This window comes from Micromonospora sp. NPDC005299 (assembly GCF_042872345.1).
Taxonomy (GTDB): Bacteria; Actinomycetota; Actinomycetes; order Mycobacteriales; family Micromonosporaceae; genus Micromonospora.
The window spans coordinates 130,483-147,669 of record NZ_JBIAKG010000002.1; the positions used below are offsets into that span (position 1 = coordinate 130,483).

Below are 17,187 nucleotides of genomic sequence, written 5' to 3' on the forward strand. Positions count from 1 at the left end.
CCGTCGGAGCCGGCCCCTCGGTGCTCGGCCGAGCCGCACGGGGTCTCGGAGGGTCCGTCGGATCAGACGATGTAGGCGTACAGGTCGACGACCGCGCCGTCGGCGCGATGCAACCCGGCGGAGTCGCCTTTCGTGCCGTTCCAGACCGCGGTGGTGCGGCCGTTGTGGTAGGTGGCCGCATCATCGTTGCCCGGGCCGGTATGCACCCGCAGCAGGCCACCCGGCGGGATGACGTAGCCGTCACCCACCACGATCCTGGCGGATGACTGGCTCCGCAGGTACCAGCCGCTGACGTCCACCGGCTGTCGGGAGACGTTGCGCAGGACGACATGCTCGCCGGCCCACGGCGGCTCGTCGCCGGGGGAGTGGTACCTGATGTCCTGGACGACCACACCCGCCGCGTCGGGCACCGGGTCGCGTCCGTGCAGCATGTTCTTCAGGGCGTACGGATAGTTGGTGATCATGCCGTCGACGCCGACGTCGAGGGCCCACCGCCACAACTCCGGCGAGTCGACCGTCCACGGCACGACGGCCATGCCCGCCTCGATGACGCGGGCCGCGTCCTCGGTCTGCAGCCGGCGGATGTCCGGGTTGACCGAGAAGACCCACTCGGCGAGGTCCGTCAGCTTCCCGCTCGTCGGCACGTCGTAGGCAATCAGCGCGACAGGGACGTCGGGCAGCTGCGCGTGGAAATCCCGGAGGGCCTGCTCGTCGAAGGACCCGACGACAAGCGGCTGTGGCCGAGCGCCCGGATCGATCCAGTCGCGACGCTGGCGCAGCCGAGCGGCGACGGCTTGTGCCAGCCCGGGATTCAACGCGGGCGACTTCAGCTCGAGGTTCAGTGCGACCCGGCCCCCGAGCAGGTCGAGCAGTTCATCGAAGGTCAGGATGTGCGGGCCGGCGAAGTCGTCGTCGTACCACCCCCCGGCGTCGAGTTTCTTGAGCTCGGCGAGGGTGAAGTCGTGCACGTTCCAGGGCGCGCGGTCGGCGAATGTCAGCCTGGCGTCGGTGGTGCGGGCGAGCGTGGCATCGTGGATGATCACCAGCTCCCCGTCGGCGCTGAGCTGCACGTCGGTCTCGATGTAGTCGGCGCCCTCGGCGATCGCGAGCTCGAAGGCGGCCGCGGTGTTCTCCGGCGCCATACCGGACGATCCGCGGTGCGCGTACGTCGCGGCGCGGAGAACCGGCGCTGCCTCGCCACCACTTGCGCCAGCTACCCGGGCGGACTCTGATGACGGACTCGTGCTCATCCACGAACTCCCCGGGATCGGGACCGACCGCTCCGGCAGCTACGGCCCGACCCTAACCGACGGCTTACTCGTGGCGGTACTTCACGCGTTTACTCGTAGCTGACGAGCCGGCCGCCGGCGGCGTCACCACCGAGCGGCCGATCCCCTCACTGCTGTACGCGGATGCTCCAGGTCACCGACTGTGGTGCCGTGACAGCCAGCGTGAGCGTGCGCGGACGTTGGAGATTGATCTGGTTTCGCGTGGCGGAGGTCTCCGACTCGCACGGGATGTAAAACCGGTCCAGCGGCTGGAATTCGACTTCGATGTCGGCCCACTCTCCTGATCCCACGATCAGGAGAGTGGATCCGGCCGACCAGGAACGGGCCGGGGGAGAGGCGTGACGGTGGTGGGGAGTAGGAAGCCTCGGCCCCTTCGGACGCCGCCCCTCTGCGCCCGGGTGAGCAGCATGATCGATTCGATGGTCTGACGAGCGGCCCTTGACAGGGGCGACACGATGCAGGCGTGAGCCGTCCGCCCACACTCCCGCCCTACCCCGGCGCCCGGCCCGCGCCGTCGGGGCGGGGCAACGCGGGGTGGTGGGTCCTCGGCGCCGTCCTGGTTGTCGTGATCGCGGTCGGAGGCGTCGTCGTGTTCTGCGCCGGTCTCTGGACGTACGCGAACCACGACCGGCCCGAGCTGATCGACAACCCGCCGGTCAGCGAGGTGGCGGAGAGCGCGTGCGCCAGGATGCGCGCCACCGTGGTGGCGAAGGCCGCACCTCCCGACGCCCCCGTCGACGCGCAGGTGCGCTCGATCCGGGAGCAGAACGCCGCGGTGACAGTCATGGTGGCGCAGGTGCGCGACCTGGACCGCGACCTGCTGGCGGACGACCGTCCGACCACCGCGTGGCTGGCCGACTGGGAGACCCTCGTCGAGGCGCGCGAGCGGTATGCCGCCGACCTTGCCGCCGGCCGTCGGCCGCACTTCGTGGTGCCGACCGCCGACGGCGAGCCGCTCACCGACCGAATGAACTCGGTGGGGCTGACCTGCGACGTCCCGCCGCAGCTCATCGACCTCCAGTAGCCTGCCCAGCCTCTGTCACCTGGTCAGTGCGTCGTCGCCCCGCCAGCGCGGCGAAGGAGATCAGGTAGCCGCTACCCGGCTGTCGACAGCGCGATGTGAGATCCATCGCCCGTGGGAAGTCCCGGGTGAGCCGGAGATGTTGTGCGACACATGCCGGAGACGGATGTGATGGTTGTCGGGGCCGGGCAGGCAGGGCTGTCCAGCGCGTACCACCTGCGCTCCTCGGGTCTCGACTTCGCCGTCCTGGACGCCGACGCGGCGCCCGGCGGGGCCTGGCAGCACCGGTGGCCGACCCTGCGCATGGCGACCGTGCACGGCATCTTCGACCTGCCCGGAATGCACTTCACGCCTCCACCGCCGGACGAACCGGCCGCCGACGCCCTGCCGGCCTATTTCGCCGCCTTCGAGAACGAATTCGGCATCGACGTGCAGCGGCCGGTCGCCGTCACGGCCGTCCGGAACGCCGACGACGGACGACTCCTCGTCGAATCCGACAAGGGCACCTGGACCACCCGGGCACTGATCAACGCGACGGGGACGTGGACCAAGCCGTTCATGCCGTACTACCCCGGACAGGAAACGTTCCGCGGACGGCAACTGCACACCGCCCACTACCGGGGACCGGCGGAATTCGCCGGGAAGCGGGTGGTTGTCGTCGGGGGCGGGACATCTGCCGTGCAACTCCTGGTCGAGATCGCCGACGTCGCGGCGACAACGACCTGGGTCACCCGCCGCCCGCCGCTGTTCCGGGACGGGCCGTTCACCCCGGACCACGGACGCGAGGTGGTCGCCAAGGTGGAGGCACGCGTACGGGCCGGCCTGCCCCCGGGAAGCATCGCCAGCGCGACGGACCTGGCGTGGACACCCCAACTGCGCGAAGCCCGGGAACGCGGTCTCCTCGTCCGTCGGCCGATGTTCGACCGGATCGTCGCCGGCGGCGTCCAGTGGCGCGACGGTGCCACGCAGGACGCCGACGTCATCCTCTGGTGCACCGGCTTCCGGCCGGCGCTCGACCATCTGGCCCCGCTGCGCCTGCGCGGCCCCAGCGGCGGCATCGTCATGGACGGCACCCGGGTGGTGGCCGATCCCCGGATCCACCTGGTCGGCTACGGGCCGTCCGCGAGCACGGTCGGCGCGAACCGCGCCGGGCGGGCAGCGGTCCGCGAGCTGCGCGCGCTTCTGGCGGCGCCCGCCCTCGCCTGACCGCCCCGGCGGCCGGCCCGGGACCGTACGGTCGACCGGGCGGACCTGTTCGGACCGCACCCCGTCCCGCAGGGTTCCGCCCGGCTCACCGTCGGGGACCTGATGGCCCCCGATGGGGCTGACGATCCTGGAACAGCTCGATCATCCCGACGCCGACGCGATACGCGTCCGGCTCGCGCAGCTCGGCGGTTGAGTGCGAGGAGACTGTCGCCGCCGGTCAGCCGACCTGGTTGTTGTCCTTCAGCGCGCCCCACCCGTGCCAGCGGTCGACCTCGATGAAGGCGCTGACCCGCCGGCGATCGCGCCGTGGATACGCGCTCCCGCTGTAGTGCTGGGAGAGCCGGTCGATGTCCGCCAGGTCCTCGTCATCGCGGAGTTCGACGACGCGCCCGAGGATCGTGACGTGCGTGTACCAGGCTTGCCCGTCCAGCACCGTCAGGCTGACCCGGGGGTCGTTGCGGAGATGGCTCAGCCGGCGGCGGCCCTCGTCCATGTTCACCATGATCCGGCCGTCGTCCCAGAGGTACCAGGTGGCCGCGGAGACCGGCTGACCATCGGGTTTGAGCGTGGCCATGACGGCGGGGTTCGGCTTCCGGAGCATGGTGACCGCGGGTTCGGGCAGTGGCGGCTTCGACATGTTCTCCTCCTCGCGACGGCGTGTCCTCCGCAATGTACGCAATCGCCGAGCCGACGGGGCCGGCTACGGCTTGGCCGCCGCCCGCGCCGCCCTTCGTCGCCAGCGCGCCGCCAGGAGCAGGACGGCCAGGGCGCCAGCGGCACCGAGGCCGAGGATGGCCACCCACGACATCGACCGCCCGGTCCGAGCCGGAGCGTGCTGCTCGGCTTTGACCTGGGCAACGGGGCGGTCGTCCTTCTTCGCGTCCGGGGTGACCAGGCGGCCGACCGACGCGTCGGGGGAGAGCGCGAAGCCCCAGTTCAGCAGCGCCGCCGCCTCGCCCAGGCTGCCCAACGGCGCGGTCTCCGCACCGAGCAGGGTGACGGCGAGCCGCCGGCCGTTGCGCTCGGCCACCCCCACGTACGTCTGTCGTGCCAGGTCGGTGAAGCCCGTCTTCCCGCCGAGGGTCCCCGGGTAGTGGTCCAGCAGCGTGTTGTCGTGGGCGATGGAAAAGCCGGACCGTCCCGGCGCCTCCGGTATCTCGGCCACCCGCGTGGCGATGTACCGCCGGAAGTCCGCGCGGGCGTAGGTGGCGCGCGCGATCAGCGCCAGGTCGTACGCGCTGGTGTACTGACCGGGGCCGTCCAGGCCGGACGGTGTCGCCGCGTGGGTCTGGTTCGCGCCCAGCCGGCGTGCCTCGTCGTTCATCGCCTGCACGCCGCCCTGCCGGCCGGCAGGGCCACCGCCGACGCGGGCCAGCACGTTGGCGGCGTCGTTTCCCGACTTGAGGAGAAGCCCCAGCCACAGGCTCTCGATCGAGTACCGGCCGCCTGGCACCACCCCCATCACCGAACTGGCCGGATCGAGATCCTGCAGATCCGCCCGGGTGACCTCGACCACCTGTGTCGGGTCGAGGTAGGGCATCAGGGCTGCGGCGAGCAGCATCTTCTGCACGCTGGCCGGCGTGCGGCGTTCGTGCGGTCCGCACCCACCCAGCACCGCGCCACTGTCGAGGTCGGCCACCAGCCACGAGGTGGCGGTCACCGCCGGAGCCACGGGCGCGCCAGCCGGAACGGACAGTCCCGCCGTCGCCAGCGACTCCCCTCCGACGGCCCGGTCGGCGGCACCGACCGGCGGCGGAGACGGTGCGGGCGGTGGGGCAACCGCCGGCTTCACGGCCGGGCAGGGCACGTACGGCGCGGCCGCCCGCGCCGGTGACGCGGACATTACGGCGGACGTGGTCATAACGGCGCTGAGCGCCACGGCGGCAATGCGAATGATGGCCACATCAAAGCACCGTAATCGCCAACCATGCGGACCCGGCCCGGTTGCAGAAAGTGGTCCCGGGAAGGCGGGAAAATGCCGCCTCGGCCTCGTCGGCACTCCTCCAATCGCCTTGTGCCGTTTCGCCAGGCTCACCGTGCGACGAGCGGTGCCGATGAGGGCGAATCGGCGCAGTCGGGACTCCACCCGGCCGCACCGGAAACGCCGGGCGCTGCCGGGTCAGGACGGGATGCGGGAGCAGTCGATTGCTCATTCCGTCGTTGGCGAACAGATATCGGCAGCCCGTTCCGGTCACCAGGGCAACAGGGGAAATGCTGTCGCCGCGGCACAGATCGGCAGCACTGGGCGGGAGCGGCTCCCGTTCAGTTGCGGTGCGTCAGACCGCCGAAGCGAGCCTGATCGCGGCAGGCTCAGACCGCGACTTCGGCGCTGAGGACGATGGTGCGTTCCTCGGGCAGGTGGAGGAACTCGGCGTGGCTGGCGGCGTTGTGGGCGAGGGCGATGAACAGGCGCTTGCGCCAGATGGCCATGCCGGGCTGGCGCGTGCAACGCAGCGTGATTTTGGAGACGAAGTAGGAGATCTGGTCCAGGTCGAGGTTGATTCCCTTGGCATGGGGGTGCGCGGCGGCGTGGCGAAGTACCTCGGGGAAGTCGGTGGCGTCCTGGAAGCCGAAGAGGGCGTCGATGTGGATGATGCCGTCGTTCGGGTCGCCGAGGTCATCGATGGTGAGGCGCTGCTCCCAGGGGATGTGCGGGACGTTGGCGGTGCGACCCGTAATGATCACGATTCGTTCGTGCCGGACGTGGTAGTGCGCGACGTTCGCGCGTAGTGCCAGGGGCGTGGTCTCCTTGTTCGGATGGGGAAACACCGCGGTGCCGGGCACCCACGGGATGTTCGTGGCGTGCAGGGTGTCGATGAACTCGGGAAGCGGTCCCTCCCGTTCGATCCGCCGGGCGGTGACCAGTTCGGCTCCGCGTCGCCACGTCAGCAGGACCGTGAACAGGATGATCGCGATCAGCAGCGTCAGCCAACCGCCGTGGGTGACCTTTGCCAGGTTCGCCGTGAAGAAGGTCAGCTCGATGCTGCCGAAGACGAAGCCGAACAGCGCCAGCCGCCAAGTGGTCCAGCGCCAGCGCGCCCGCGCGACGACCAGGAACAGGGTCGTGGTGATCATGAAGGTGCCGGTGACCGCCACCCCGTAGGCGGCGGCAAGGTTCGTGGACGAGCCGAACGCGAACACCACCACCAGGACTGCCACGAACAGGCCCCAGTTCACTCCCGGGGCGTAGATCTGTCCGTACTGGAAACGGGAGGTCTGCCGGATGCTCAGGTGCGGCAGGAAGCCCAGCCGCATGGCCTCCCTGGACACCGAGAACGCTCCGGAGATCACCGACTGGGACGCGATCACGGTGGCCACGGTGGCCAGGACGACCATCGGCAGCTGCGCCCAGTCGGGCAGCAGCAGGAAGAACGGATTGTCCCGGCGCTCCGGCGCCCGGAGGATCAACGCACCCTGGCCGAGGTAGTTCAGGGTCAGCGCGGGGAAGACGATCCCGAACCAGGCCCGGCGGATCGGAGCGCGGCCGAAGTGCCCCATGTCGGCGTACAGCGCTTCGGCGCCGGTGATCGACAGCACCACGGCACCCATCGCGATGAACGCGATCATCGGGTGGTCGACGACGAACAGGGCCGCGTACGTCGGTGACAGCCCGGCCAGCACGTTGGGGTGACGGATCACCTCGGCCGCGCCGGCGACCCCCAGGCAGGCGAACCAGATCAGCATGATCGGCCCGAACACCGCCCCGACCCGTCCGGTGCCCCAGCGCTGGATGGCGAACAGCAGGGTGAGGATCACCGCCGACGCCGGCAGCACCACCACCTCCAACGTCGGAGATATCACCTCCAGCCCTTCCACCGCCGACAACACCGAGATCGCCGGGGTGATGACACTGTCGCCGTAGAACAGGGCTGCGCCGAGCGCCCCAAGCGCCAGCACGGTTGCGGCGCGCCTTTCACTGATTGTGAGCAGCGCCCTCCGGGCGAGGGCGGCCAGGGCCATCACTCCGCCCTCGCCCTCGTTGTCGGCCCGCAGGATGAAGATGACGTACTTGACCGACACGATCAGGATGATCGACCAGAAGACCCACGAGATCACGCCGAACACGTCGGGAGCGTCCGGTGTCAGGCTGCGGTCGAGGGTGAAGACCGTCTTCAGCGCGTACAGCGGGCTCGTGCCGATGTCGCCGTAGACCACCCCCAATGCGCCCAGCAGCACACCCAGCCCCGCCGTCGAGCGACCCGCCAGCGACCTCTGGGACGGCGTCCCACCATCCGCCGCGGGCTCCTTGGCGCCTACCCCGGGCTGCTGGTTGCTTGCGCGCTCCGCCACCCCATAGGCATACCAACTGCTTCCTACTTGTTGCTCATAGTTGAGCGGTTCGGATGGTTCGCTCTCCGCCCGGTGGTGGCTGGGCTGGAGTCCTGGACCGGCAGTCTGGTCCGGTGGCGATCGGTCCTGTCCTGCAGGATCTGCTTCACCTTGTGGTGTGGGGTGTGCAGGGCGATGTCGGGGTCGCCGGCTCGGTGCAGGATGTTGATCGCGGCGTTCACGTCGGCCTGCCACACCACCCCGCACGAGGTGCAGTGAAACCGGTCCCCACTACGTCGGCCGAACCGACCGCAGCGGTGACAGACTTGTGAGGTGTAGGCGGCGTTGACATGTACGAGCGCAGAACCTCTGCGCTCCGACACGCTTTTCAGGGCCTCGGCGGTGACTCCTTTGGTCCACGCGGCCAGACGCCGGTTGATGTTCTTTGGAAGCTTTTTGCGGCCGGTGAAGGATTTGGTGAGATCCTCGGCGATCACGGTGCCGGCCTTGTCCACGACCTCGTGCACCGCGGTGAAGACCTCCGTGCGCACCCGCGCCCGATGCCGGGCGGCCTGCCGGTCCCGCTTGAGCGTGCCGAGGTTGTTGGCCTTGATCCGGTGCGCTTTCGCGCGGTCCCCGCGCAGCGCGGCGCTGTTGGCGATCGAGCGGAGCTTCGCCCGACGCCGGTTACGTTCCTTCAACCGGTCCGACTCGCTGGACAGCAGCACGCCGAGCTTTAAGCCGTGGGGCTGGCCGTTGGAGTCGGTGAGGGCTTCGGTGTAGCCCTTGTCCACGCCGGTCGTCGCCTCGCCGCATGCTCGCTGCGAGGACCGCATCTGCGCCGCGTCGATCTGGTAGTGGACCTCGACCCGGCCGCCGCGCAGGATCAGCCGCAGCGTCCCGGTCGGGGCGACGGTCGTGGACAGCGGGATCCTGACCAGTTTGCGGGGCTCGAGACCGGGAATCGCCAGCCACAACCGTCCCCGCCCATCGACGGCGGCGTGGTACCTGTCGGCGCGTACCACGATCTGATCGTGCGTGCGGTTGCGGCCCCGCCTCCAATGCTTGCGCATCTGCCGAGACAGGAACGGATCCTCAGCCCACTGGTCGGCCTTCAGCGCGGTGAACATCCGCTTGCGCTCGGCCGGATCGTTGGTGCGTCGGCTGATCGCCCGCCGGACGTCGACCTTGGCCGCCGCCAGGTTCGCTGCGATGTCGGCCATGGCGTCGCGGACGGTTTCCTTCCACGCATTGGCCAGCACACCAAACAACGTGTGTGTGCCGTCGGCCAGCCACCGGTCGCGCACCTGCCGGTCCCGCAGCCCGGACCCGACCCCGGCGATCGAGCCGTAGCGCTGCCACACCTCGCTGCGCACCCGACCCAACCGGCGGGCCTGCTCCACCAGGGCGGCGTACTTACCCGGATTCAGCCGCGCCGAGTAGGCGATCCGGGTGACCTTCACCGGCCACCCTCCATGGTCAAGTCCGCCCTTTAGCTCCTTCTCGTAGCGGCGCAAACCGTCCAGCCGGCACGAGAAGGTGTGCACGACGGCCAGGAGGTCCTCGACCAACTCCTGCTGCGGGGACAGGGACTCCTGGTTGGCCACGACGATCTCGCAGCCGCCACGCGCCGCCAGATGCTCCAGCAACTCGAAGCCGAACCGCGCCAACCGGTCCTGGTGCGCCACCACCAGCGTGGCGACCTCACCCCGGTCGACCGCGTCCATCAACGCCAGAAACTTCTTACGGCGAAGGTCCATCCCGCCGCCAACCTCGCTGATCCACTCGTCCACGGCCAGACCGCGAGCGAGGCAGAACTGCTGCATCGCCGCCATCTGCGAGGCCAAGTCGACCTTCTGACCCGGCGACGACACCCGGCAATACACCACAACCTTCCGCCGGTCGGCGTCGAAGCCCGGCTGCAGCACCCTGCGCACATCCGAATCGTCGAAGTACCGCTGCCCGGACGGCAGACGACGGGCGGTGATCCGGCCCTCCGCCTCCCACCGGCGCACCATGCTCACCGAACGGCCCACCCGCCTGGCGAACTCGCCGATCCGATACACGCTACCCACAGTAGTCCATTGTGGACAGCTCTAGAAAGGCAAGCAACCACTAGTCGCTGCTCCCGGCCGCCCCTACCCGGGACCTCCGAACCTTGGTCGAACGTGCTCACCACCACGCTCTGACGAGATGGAGGGAATCCGTGTTCGCGCCGCCAGCGGGGAAGACGTCAGGAGTTGCGGTCCGGTGCCAGCCAGTCGGCGATGTCGGCAACGACAGCCGGGTCGACGTGCTGCGCCGCTTCGTAGTCGACGGGGGTAGGGCGGCCGGCGCCGCGCCTCCTCTGTCGGTGGTCGGTCAAAGCAGGATCTCGACGTAACCGTCGGTTCCGTGCACGCGAATGCGCTGCCCATCCCGGATCAGCTTGGTCGCATCCTTCACACCGACGACGGCCGGCAAGCCGTACTCCCGGGCGACCACCGCCCCATGGGTCATGAGGCCGCCCACCTCGGTCACCAACCCCTCGACAGCGACGAACAGCGGCGACCAGCTCGGGTCGGTGTATGCGGTGACCAGGATGTCGCCCGGTTCGAGATCGGCCTCGGCCATGTCCAGGACGACCCGAGCCCGCCCCTCGACGACCCCGCCGGAAACCGGGAGGCCGACCAGCGCGCCGGTCGGCACATCGTCGCGTCGGTACGCCCCGGCGATGCCCTCACCCTCCGACGTGAGCACCCGGGGCGGCGTGAGCGCGTGATACGACCTGAACGCGTCCTTCCGCCGGTGGATGAGCTGATCATCAACCTGGTTCGTGCGCACGACGTCGTGAAGCTCCTGGAACGTGAGGTAGAAGATGTCTTCCTTCTCGCGGAGCACGTTCGCCTGCACGAGGCGTTCGGCCTCTTCCAGCAGGGCCTGCTTGTAGACGAAGTAGCGGCTGATGATGGCGTACTTCGGATACTCCCGGTACCCGATGAAGGTGCGGACCCGGTCGATCATCCGCTTGGTCTCTTCGGCTTTCCGCTCCCCGTCCGGCAGGGCCCGCAGGCGCTCCAGGACGTCCTGTTCCTTTCTCTCCGCCGCCTGGCGCCCTTGCTCGAAGCGCCGCTCGCGAGCGCCCGGCTCGAAATTCCTGACGTTGTCGAGGATGACGGGCACGAGGGTGGTGGGGCGTTCGCTCCAGCGCGGCCTCGTGATGTCGATCTCGCCGACGCAGCGCATGCCGTACCTGTCGAGGAAGGCTTGGATGGCGTCTCGCGCTTCCTGGCCGCCCGGGAGCTTGGCCAGCTCATCCAGGAAGCCCTCGTCCTCGACCTCCTGCAGGAAGGCCACCACCTCCGGATGCGGGCGGATGACGTCGGCGACGTCCAGGAGCGCCAGCCCCATCTCCGACGTGACGTTGTGGTGCGCGGACAAGGTGAGCGTGTCGGCCGCGTTCTTCTCGCCCAGCCACGCTTGCAGCTGCTCGTTGAGCCACCACGAGGCCTCCATCCCCGCCATGATCGCCTGCATGCTCCGGGGATCGCCCAGGAGCCGCTTGTGCTCCTGGAACGCCGCCAGGAGGAAGTCGAACAGCGCCGGCCCGGACTTCGTTTCGATGTCGCGCCGCAAGGCGGCGATGGACGCCTGGCTGCGTGCGATCAGGTCGGTGACGATGGCCGGATCGGTCTCGATCGGTGCCGGCGCGCCGCCGGCGGGCGGCCCCGGTGGACCCTGATCGGGGAGCGACGGGATGAAGTCGCCGCGCTCGATGACAGTCTCCAGCGCGTCCCTGGTCAGCGGATCGGATCTTCCCGCCATCTCCAGCAGGCCGGCGCGGCTCGAAGGCGATGCCAGGATCCGGGTGGCGTCGACGAACAGCCTTCCACCGGCCTCGTGCATCGGCGCCATGGCCGTCAGCTGCCACATGGAGGCGCCCAGGGGCTTCATGGGGTCGGTCATCATCTGCTGGTGACCGACGGAGAGGTAGACGTGGTTCGCTCCGTCCCCGGTCTCGGGGACGGGGACGGGGAACAGCGTGGTGATCGGCCGGCTCTGGACGATCTGGAAGTCGTCGTCGACCAGGCACCACTCGATGTCCTGGGGGTGGCCGAAATGGGCTTCGATCCGCCGGCCCAGCTGCACCAGCCGCACGACCTGGGCATCCGTCAGCGCCGGCTGCTGCTGCCGCTCCGACTCGATCGCCTGTTCCGTCGTCCCGCCGGCCGGCAGAGCGTGGATGGCAAGCCGCTTGGTGGCGATCGCCCTGTCGACGATCTCACCGTCCCGCACCCTGTAGGCGTCCGCGTTCACCAGCCCGGAGACCAGAGCCTCGCCGAGGCCGAAGCTGGCCTCCACGGAGGCGACCTTCCGGTTGGACGTGACGGGGTCGGCCGTGAACAGGACGCCGGCCACCTGCGGGAAGACCATCGTCTGCACGACAACGGCCATGTGGACCGTGCGGTGGTCGATGCCGTTCCGCTGACGGTAGGTCACGGCCCGCTCGGTGAACAGCGAGGCCCAGCACCGGCTGACGTGCCGGAGGATCGCGGCCGTCCCCATGACATTCAAATATGTGTCCTGCTGGCCTGCGAAGGAGGCCGTCGGCAGGTCTTCCGCCGTCGCGCTGGATCGCACGGCGTAGGCAGCCCGCTCACCGTGCTGGATGAGAGCCCGGGTGATGGCCGCCGCCACATCGTCGGGGAGGACGGTCCCCTCGATGGTCCGGCGGATCTCCGCACTGAGCGCGCGGATCGCCTCCCGGTCGTCCGGGTTCAGGCGCGACAGCTGATCGAGTCCGTCGTCGATCGACGGCGCTTCGGCCATCATCCGACGGAAGGCGTCCGTCGTGACGCAAAAGCCGGGCGGCACGCGGATGCCGTCGATCCGCGTCAGCGCCCCGAGATGCGCGCCCTTGCCGCCGACGATCGCGACCTGCCTCTCGTCGACCTCGTGGAGACCCAACACGTACTGCTCGATCATCGCGGTACCTCCGAGCCGGCCGTCGTCCACTGCACTCCACCGACCGCGCGGGTCATCGGCGTCCCGAGCTCAGTCGAACCTTCTGGGCCTTGCCTTCCCCGCGGACCGTCGGCTGGCCGCTCCGCCTGGTCGGGCGGCGCGCACACCCACATCTCCGCGCCGATCGGTCGCCCCCGATGGGTCGCCAACAACACCCGCACGCCGTGCCCCATTTCTTCGTACGTTCCTGGGTCCGGCGGACGATTCTGCGGCACGACCTGGGTCTTGCGGCAAGCCCCCCAGTGGGATATACGTTAAAGTGGGAAACGCTTCCTTTGTTGTTTTCCGTTGCGGACGGAAATCGTCCTCGCGAAGACACGATGAGTCGCAGACACGATGAGTCGCACTGGAGACGAGACGCCCTTCTGATCGCGGACAAGGGTCACGCGCACGACTCCAGCCGCCGGGCGCTGCGGCATCGCGGAAACAGGCAGTCATCCTGGACGGTCCGACCACGTCGACACCGCAGGCCCTAATCCAGGCGCCCGCCCAGGGAAAGACCAGCGTCGGCGTAGCCGTGCCGACCGTAGAAGCGCACCGCACCGACGTTGCGGTGGTAGATGCCGGCCGACAGGTACGTGATCCCGCGGTCGTTGCCCACCGTTCGGCCGCCTTCAGTAACGCTGATCCCACCCCGAGTCCCCTGGAATCAGGCAACACAACCGTGTGGACCTGCGCCGAAGGCTCGGGACGCAGGATCTTGGTTCCCCGCGCGATGGCCAGGTCGAGGTTGTCGACGGCCCGAACGGGTCCGATCCGTCGGGTGAGTCCGGTGAGGCGTACAACGGTGTCATCCATGCCCGTCACGCTAGGAAGGTCTCCACGAGCAGGGCAGAGCCACCGGTACGCGGGTGCGCGGTGACAAATCGGCGAATGGCTGTCCAGGCGCCCCGGTGCCCGCACCCGGGTCCGGCGCCGTGGGTCGCCTCGGCGCCTCCAACCACGCTCTCTGGCGGGTGGAGCGCGCCCGCGGCGTCGCCCGGGCCAACGGGTGGTCCGGCTACACCGCGTTGCAGCTGCGGCACCCGTACCTCAAACCGCGCCCGGACGCGTCCGTTCCTGACCAGGGCCACCGCTTCGGCTGGGTGACGGATGAAGTCCTCGACTACGTCAGCTCGGATCGCGAACTCACCCTGTGGGCCTACACCCCCCTGCTCAACGGCTCCTACACCCGCGACGAGCGTCCCCTTCCCTAGGCCTACGACCACCCGGGAACCGCCCGGCGGCTGGCCGTGCTCACCGAGGTGGCCGGCGAGCTCGGCGTCACCCGCAACCAGGTCGTGCTCGCCTGGCTGACGGGGGGCGTTCCCGCAGTGACGCCGATCGTCGGTGTCAGCAGCGTCGCCCAGCTGGGGGAGGCTTTGAACGGTGCCGCCCTGGTGCTTGCCGAGGAGGTGCGCGGGCGGCTGGACGCGGCCGCCTGAACGCACCGACGCTCCGAGCCGACGCGCGAACTCGCTGTCACGGTGGCGCGATCATGTTTGGCGGCACGGACGAGGCAGCCGGACGGGTGGGCTGCTCAGCGCGGGGCGTGGCGGTCCGCTGCCGCGTACGAGGCGGCCGCGGTGAGCGCGGAGACGACCAGCACCGAGGGCCAGGCGCCGATGCGCCTGGCCAGCGGGTGCGACAGGCCGAAGGCCCCGGCGTAGGTCGCGAGCAGGGCTGCGGTCACGGCCGGGCTGGTCCGGCGGGCCCACTCGCGTCCCGCCAGCACGCCGCCCGCAGCGAGGACCACACCGCCGAGGGAACGGTTTCCGGTCCGGCGGGCGAGCTGCCAACCGCCGATCAGGGACCCGGCGGTGGTCACTGCGGTGGGGAGGCCCATTCCCCGACCGTACACCGCGGAGAATCGCCCGCGTCCGAGCTCAGGCTGACCCGAGGTGGGATGGCAGGCCGTTCACCGCAGCTGCGCGGTCATACGGGGGCAGCGGCCGAGATCAGGTCGCGGGTGATGGCGGCGATGTCCCGGGTGCCGGTGAGCGCCATGGTGAGGTCGAGTTCGGCCACGACGTTGCGGATGACGTCCTCCACGCCGCGCTGCCCGGCGAGCGCGAGCCCGTACAGGTGCGGCCGGCCGAGCAGGACGGCGTCGGCGCCGAGGGCGAGCGCGACGAAGACGTCCGCTCCGGTGCGGATGCCGCTGTCGAGCAGCAGCGTCGGCTCCGGGCCGATCTCGTCGCGGATGGCGACCAGGGCGTCGAGGGAGGCAATGGCGTTGTCGATCTGCCGGCCGCCGTGGTTGGACACCACGATCGCGTCCACGCCCAGGTCGAGTGCGCGGCGCGCGTCGTCCGGGTGCAGGATGCCCTTGAGCACCACCGGGAGTCGGGTGCGTTCCCGCAGGGTCTCCAGATGCCGCCAGGACAGACCCGGGTTGGAGTAGATGTCCAGGAACGTCTCCACCGAGGCGCGGGGCAGGGGAGAGCGCAGGTTGCGCCAGAAGCGCCCCGGATGGTTGCGGGTCATCGCGAGCAGGGTGCGTACGGCGCTCAGCGTGACCCGGACGTCCTGCTTCGTGGCCGGCCCGGCCACCCGGTCGGCGACGATGGCGCCGAAGCGGGGGTCGGAGGTGTACTGGGCGATCCCGACGCCGCGGGTGAACGGCAGGGAGCCGAGGTTGAGGTCCTGCGGCCGCCAGCCGAGCACGGTGGTGTCCAGGGTGACGACGAGGGCGCCGGCCCCGATCGACTCGGCCCGCTGGATCAGGCTGTCCACGAGGCCCTCGTCTGCTCCAGTAGAGCTGGACCCAGCGCGGGGTGTCGCCCATCGCGGCGGCGCACTCCTCCATCGTGTTGCAGCCCTGGTTGGAGAAGACGTAGCCGGTGTCGGTGGCGGCCGCGGCGCGGGCGATGGACAGGTCGCTGTCCCGGCCCATCAGGGCGCCGGCCCCGACCGGGGCGAGCAGGACCGGGCTGGCGTGGCGGGTGCCGAGCAGGCCGACCGACAGGTCCCGCTCGACGGCGCCGGCCGCCATCCGGGGGACGATCGCCCAGCGTTCGAAGGCGGCCCTGTTCCGGCGCATCGTGCGCCCCTCGCCGGCGCCTCCGGCGACGTACGCCCAGGCGATCCGGCTGCTGGCCCGGCGTGCCCGTCGCTCCAGCTCGGTGAAGTCGGTCGGGACGACCGGTCGCCGCCCGAGCATTCCTTCCCGGTAGATGTGCTGCAGACGGCTCAGCCCGACACCGGTGGGCACCGGCTCCGCGGCGGTGGGAGCGGCGGCCGGGGTGCCGGTCCCGGTCGGGTCGGCGGCGCCGGCGGACTGGCGGGCCGTGTCGGTCATGCTGGTCCTCCGGGGTGGCTGGCTCCGGCTGTTGCCGAGAGCAGCACCCTAAGACCACCTCCGCCGACCTGCCAATGTCCGACCACGGCGGCTCTCGTCGACGGTCCGCGACGTGACGTGGGTCCGGAGGTGCGCCGCCGGCGTGAACAAGTCGGGCAGCGATCCACCGGGACGGAATCGACCGTATCCGGGTCGCGGAGTCGGCGTGGGGGCGGTTCGGGCCCGTGCAGTGGCTCGGCATCGGCGCCACTCTGGTCGCCGGCGCGCAACTGGCTCGGGTGCGTCGGCGACGCATGGCGTTGCAGAAGGGGTTTGGCACGGTGGGGGCCGTCAAGGCCGGGCTGGCGGTCGCCGGCGCCGCAGCCACCGCGTACTCCGCCTACTGTGGCAGCAGGATCGGCCGGCTCGCCGAAGAGGCGCACCAACGCGGTGTCAGGGTCGAGGTACGCGACGTGACGCTGCCGACGCCGGAGACTCCGTCCGAGATCGCGGCCTGGCAGCGACGGCAGCGGATGGTCCAGTTCCTGGTGCCGGTTCTCGCCGGGGCGAACATCGCCTGCGGCTCGTACCTCGTCCAGTCGTATCGGCTGGGAGCGACCGGCAAGGGGATCCTCCGGCGACTGCTGCCCGACTGAACCCCTGCTCAACGGCTACGCCGCGCTGTGGCGCCGTGGCGGCGGCCGGGCCGTACGCACCCGCGCCCGGCTCAGGACCGCCGGCCGCGCGTGCGCAGCGCGTCCTCCGAACGGACGTCGATGTCCGCGTCGTCGGGGAACGACCGGCGCGACGGCGCCGGGTCCGGGGGCGCGCCGGGACCCGCCATCGGCGTACGGGTGGGCTCGACCCGCCCGAACCCGTGCCGGCCCGCGCGGCCCGACGGCCCGGCCGGCGCGTCGGCACGCCGCTCGCCGCGGCGCCCCTCGGGTACGGCGGTCTCCTCGCTGCCCTCGTCCATCGGATCGTGCTCGCCCGCGCCCCACGGCGGGTCCGCGTCGAAGCCGTCCCGGGTGACCCATGGGGTCGCCGCCTCCGGCTGCTGCTCGTCTCCCCGTCCGCTGCTGCCCGTCATCGCGCACCTCGCTGGTCTCGTCCGCCGGTACCCGGGTCGATTGCCCGCC

The 17,187-nt window shown here is 70.3% G+C and carries 14 protein-coding genes and 3 pseudogenes; 5 read left to right on the forward strand and 12 right to left on the reverse strand.

The genetic code is table 11. From position 1 onward, the window contains the following. Positions 1-62: 62 nt before the first annotated feature. Positions 63-1,250, reverse strand: coding sequence for a glycerophosphodiester phosphodiesterase family protein (locus ACFYPD_RS05925; protein WP_387109510.1), 1,188 nt, complete (start codon positions 1,248-1,250; stop codon positions 63-65). A 502-nt stretch (positions 1,251-1,752) separates the two neighbouring features. Here ACFYPD_RS05925 and ACFYPD_RS05930 point away from each other — a divergent pair. Both ACFYPD_RS05930 and ACFYPD_RS05935 read left to right on the forward strand, forming a co-directional pair. Then, a complete protein-coding gene (locus ACFYPD_RS05930; RefSeq protein WP_387109511.1) occupies positions 1,753-2,313 on the forward strand; it encodes a hypothetical protein in 561 nt (186 codons plus the stop codon). 150 nt (positions 2,314-2,463) lie between these two features. Beyond that, a complete protein-coding gene (locus ACFYPD_RS05935; RefSeq protein WP_387109513.1) occupies positions 2,464-3,516 on the forward strand; it encodes an FAD-dependent oxidoreductase in 1,053 nt (350 codons plus the stop codon). A gap of 217 nt (positions 3,517-3,733) precedes the next feature. Here ACFYPD_RS05935 and ACFYPD_RS05940 read toward each other — a convergent pair whose 3' ends face one another. The 8 genes and pseudogenes from ACFYPD_RS05940 to ACFYPD_RS05975 all read right to left on the reverse strand — a co-directional run. Then, positions 3,734-4,153, reverse strand: coding sequence for a PPOX class F420-dependent oxidoreductase (locus ACFYPD_RS05940; protein WP_387109516.1), 420 nt, complete (start codon positions 4,151-4,153; stop codon positions 3,734-3,736). 63 nt (positions 4,154-4,216) lie between these two features. After that, the gene (locus ACFYPD_RS05945; protein WP_387109518.1) at positions 4,217-5,419 is read right to left on the reverse strand and encodes a D-alanyl-D-alanine carboxypeptidase family protein; all 1,203 of its coding nucleotides are present in this window, start codon (positions 5,417-5,419) and stop codon (positions 4,217-4,219) included. A gap of 407 nt (positions 5,420-5,826) precedes the next feature. Continuing rightward, positions 5,827-7,806 (reverse strand): potassium transporter Kup, encoded by a 1,980-nt coding sequence (locus ACFYPD_RS05950; RefSeq protein ID WP_387109521.1) that lies wholly within the window; start codon positions 7,804-7,806, stop codon positions 5,827-5,829. Positions 7,807-7,829: 23 nt separating this feature from the next. Continuing rightward, positions 7,830-9,008 carry an RNA-guided endonuclease TnpB family protein gene (locus tag ACFYPD_RS05955; protein ID WP_387110585.1) on the reverse strand — a complete coding sequence of 393 codons (1,179 nt, stop codon included), beginning with the start codon at positions 9,006-9,008 and terminating at the stop codon, positions 7,830-7,832. 267 nt (positions 9,009-9,275) lie between these two features. Continuing rightward, positions 9,276-9,860 (reverse strand): annotated as a pseudogene (locus ACFYPD_RS05960) (IS607 family transposase); the annotation flags it as partial. A 286-nt stretch (positions 9,861-10,146) separates the two neighbouring features. Then, a complete protein-coding gene (rph, locus tag ACFYPD_RS05965; RefSeq protein WP_387109523.1) occupies positions 10,147-12,750 on the reverse strand; it encodes a rifamycin-inactivating phosphotransferase in 2,604 nt (867 codons plus the stop codon). A 511-nt stretch (positions 12,751-13,261) separates the two neighbouring features. Then, complete coding sequence (locus tag ACFYPD_RS05970; RefSeq protein WP_387110623.1) at positions 13,262-13,390, reverse strand: hypothetical protein; 129 nt, start codon at positions 13,388-13,390, stop codon at positions 13,262-13,264. Between the two features lie 17 nt (positions 13,391-13,407). Next, a pseudogene (locus ACFYPD_RS05975) lies at positions 13,408-13,587 on the reverse strand (hypothetical protein); the annotation flags it as partial. A gap of 95 nt (positions 13,588-13,682) precedes the next feature. On the opposite strand from ACFYPD_RS05975, the gene ACFYPD_RS05980 reads away from it, so the two are divergent. Next, positions 13,683-13,985 (forward strand): hypothetical protein, encoded by a 303-nt coding sequence (locus tag ACFYPD_RS05980; RefSeq protein WP_387109526.1) that lies wholly within the window; start codon positions 13,683-13,685, stop codon positions 13,983-13,985. Positions 13,986-14,015: 30 nt separating this feature from the next. Beyond that, positions 14,016-14,213, forward strand: coding sequence for an aldo/keto reductase (locus ACFYPD_RS05985; protein WP_387110587.1), 198 nt, complete (start codon positions 14,016-14,018; stop codon positions 14,211-14,213). 95 nt (positions 14,214-14,308) lie between these two features. Here the strand turns inward: ACFYPD_RS05985 and ACFYPD_RS05990 are convergent, their stop codons facing one another. Together ACFYPD_RS05990 and ACFYPD_RS05995 are read right to left on the reverse strand one after the other, a co-directional pair. Further along, entirely contained in the window at positions 14,309-14,614 is a 306-nt protein-coding gene (locus ACFYPD_RS05990; RefSeq protein WP_387109529.1) for a hypothetical protein, read from the reverse strand. Positions 14,615-14,703: 89 nt separating this feature from the next. Continuing rightward, positions 14,704-16,069: pseudogene (locus tag ACFYPD_RS05995) on the reverse strand (alpha-hydroxy-acid oxidizing protein). A gap of 224 nt (positions 16,070-16,293) precedes the next feature. On the opposite strand from ACFYPD_RS05995, the gene ACFYPD_RS06000 reads away from it, so the two are divergent. Then, positions 16,294-16,704, forward strand: a complete 411-nt coding sequence (locus ACFYPD_RS06000; protein ID WP_387109532.1) for a hypothetical protein — start codon at positions 16,294-16,296, stop codon at positions 16,702-16,704. 71 nt (positions 16,705-16,775) lie between these two features. Here ACFYPD_RS06000 and ACFYPD_RS06005 read toward each other — a convergent pair whose 3' ends face one another. After that, positions 16,776-17,138, reverse strand: coding sequence for a hypothetical protein (locus ACFYPD_RS06005; protein ID WP_387109535.1), 363 nt, complete (start codon positions 17,136-17,138; stop codon positions 16,776-16,778). Between the last annotated feature and the right edge of the window lie 49 nt (positions 17,139-17,187).

Excerpts from the sequence above, each read along its gene's own strand:
- rph (WP_387109523.1), bottom strand. The coding sequence starts at position 12,750 with ATGATCGAGCAGTACGTGTTGGGTCTCCACGAGGTCGACGAGAGGCAG.
- ACFYPD_RS05940 (WP_387109516.1), bottom strand. The coding sequence starts at position 4,153 with ATGTCGAAGCCGCCACTGCCCGAACCCGCGGTCACCATGCTCCGGAAG.
- ACFYPD_RS05990 (WP_387109529.1), bottom strand. The coding sequence starts at position 14,614 with ATGGGCCTCCCCACCGCAGTGACCACCGCCGGGTCCCTGATCGGCGGT.
- ACFYPD_RS06005 (WP_387109535.1), bottom strand. The coding sequence starts at position 17,138 with ATGACGGGCAGCAGCGGACGGGGAGACGAGCAGCAGCCGGAGGCGGCG.
- ACFYPD_RS05955 (WP_387110585.1), bottom strand. The coding sequence starts at position 9,008 with ATGGCCGACATCGCAGCGAACCTGGCGGCGGCCAAGGTCGACGTCCGG.
- ACFYPD_RS05925 (WP_387109510.1), bottom strand. The coding sequence starts at position 1,250 with ATGAGCACGAGTCCGTCATCAGAGTCCGCCCGGGTAGCTGGCGCAAGT.
- ACFYPD_RS05935 (WP_387109513.1), top strand. The coding sequence starts at position 2,464 with ATGCCGGAGACGGATGTGATGGTTGTCGGGGCCGGGCAGGCAGGGCTG.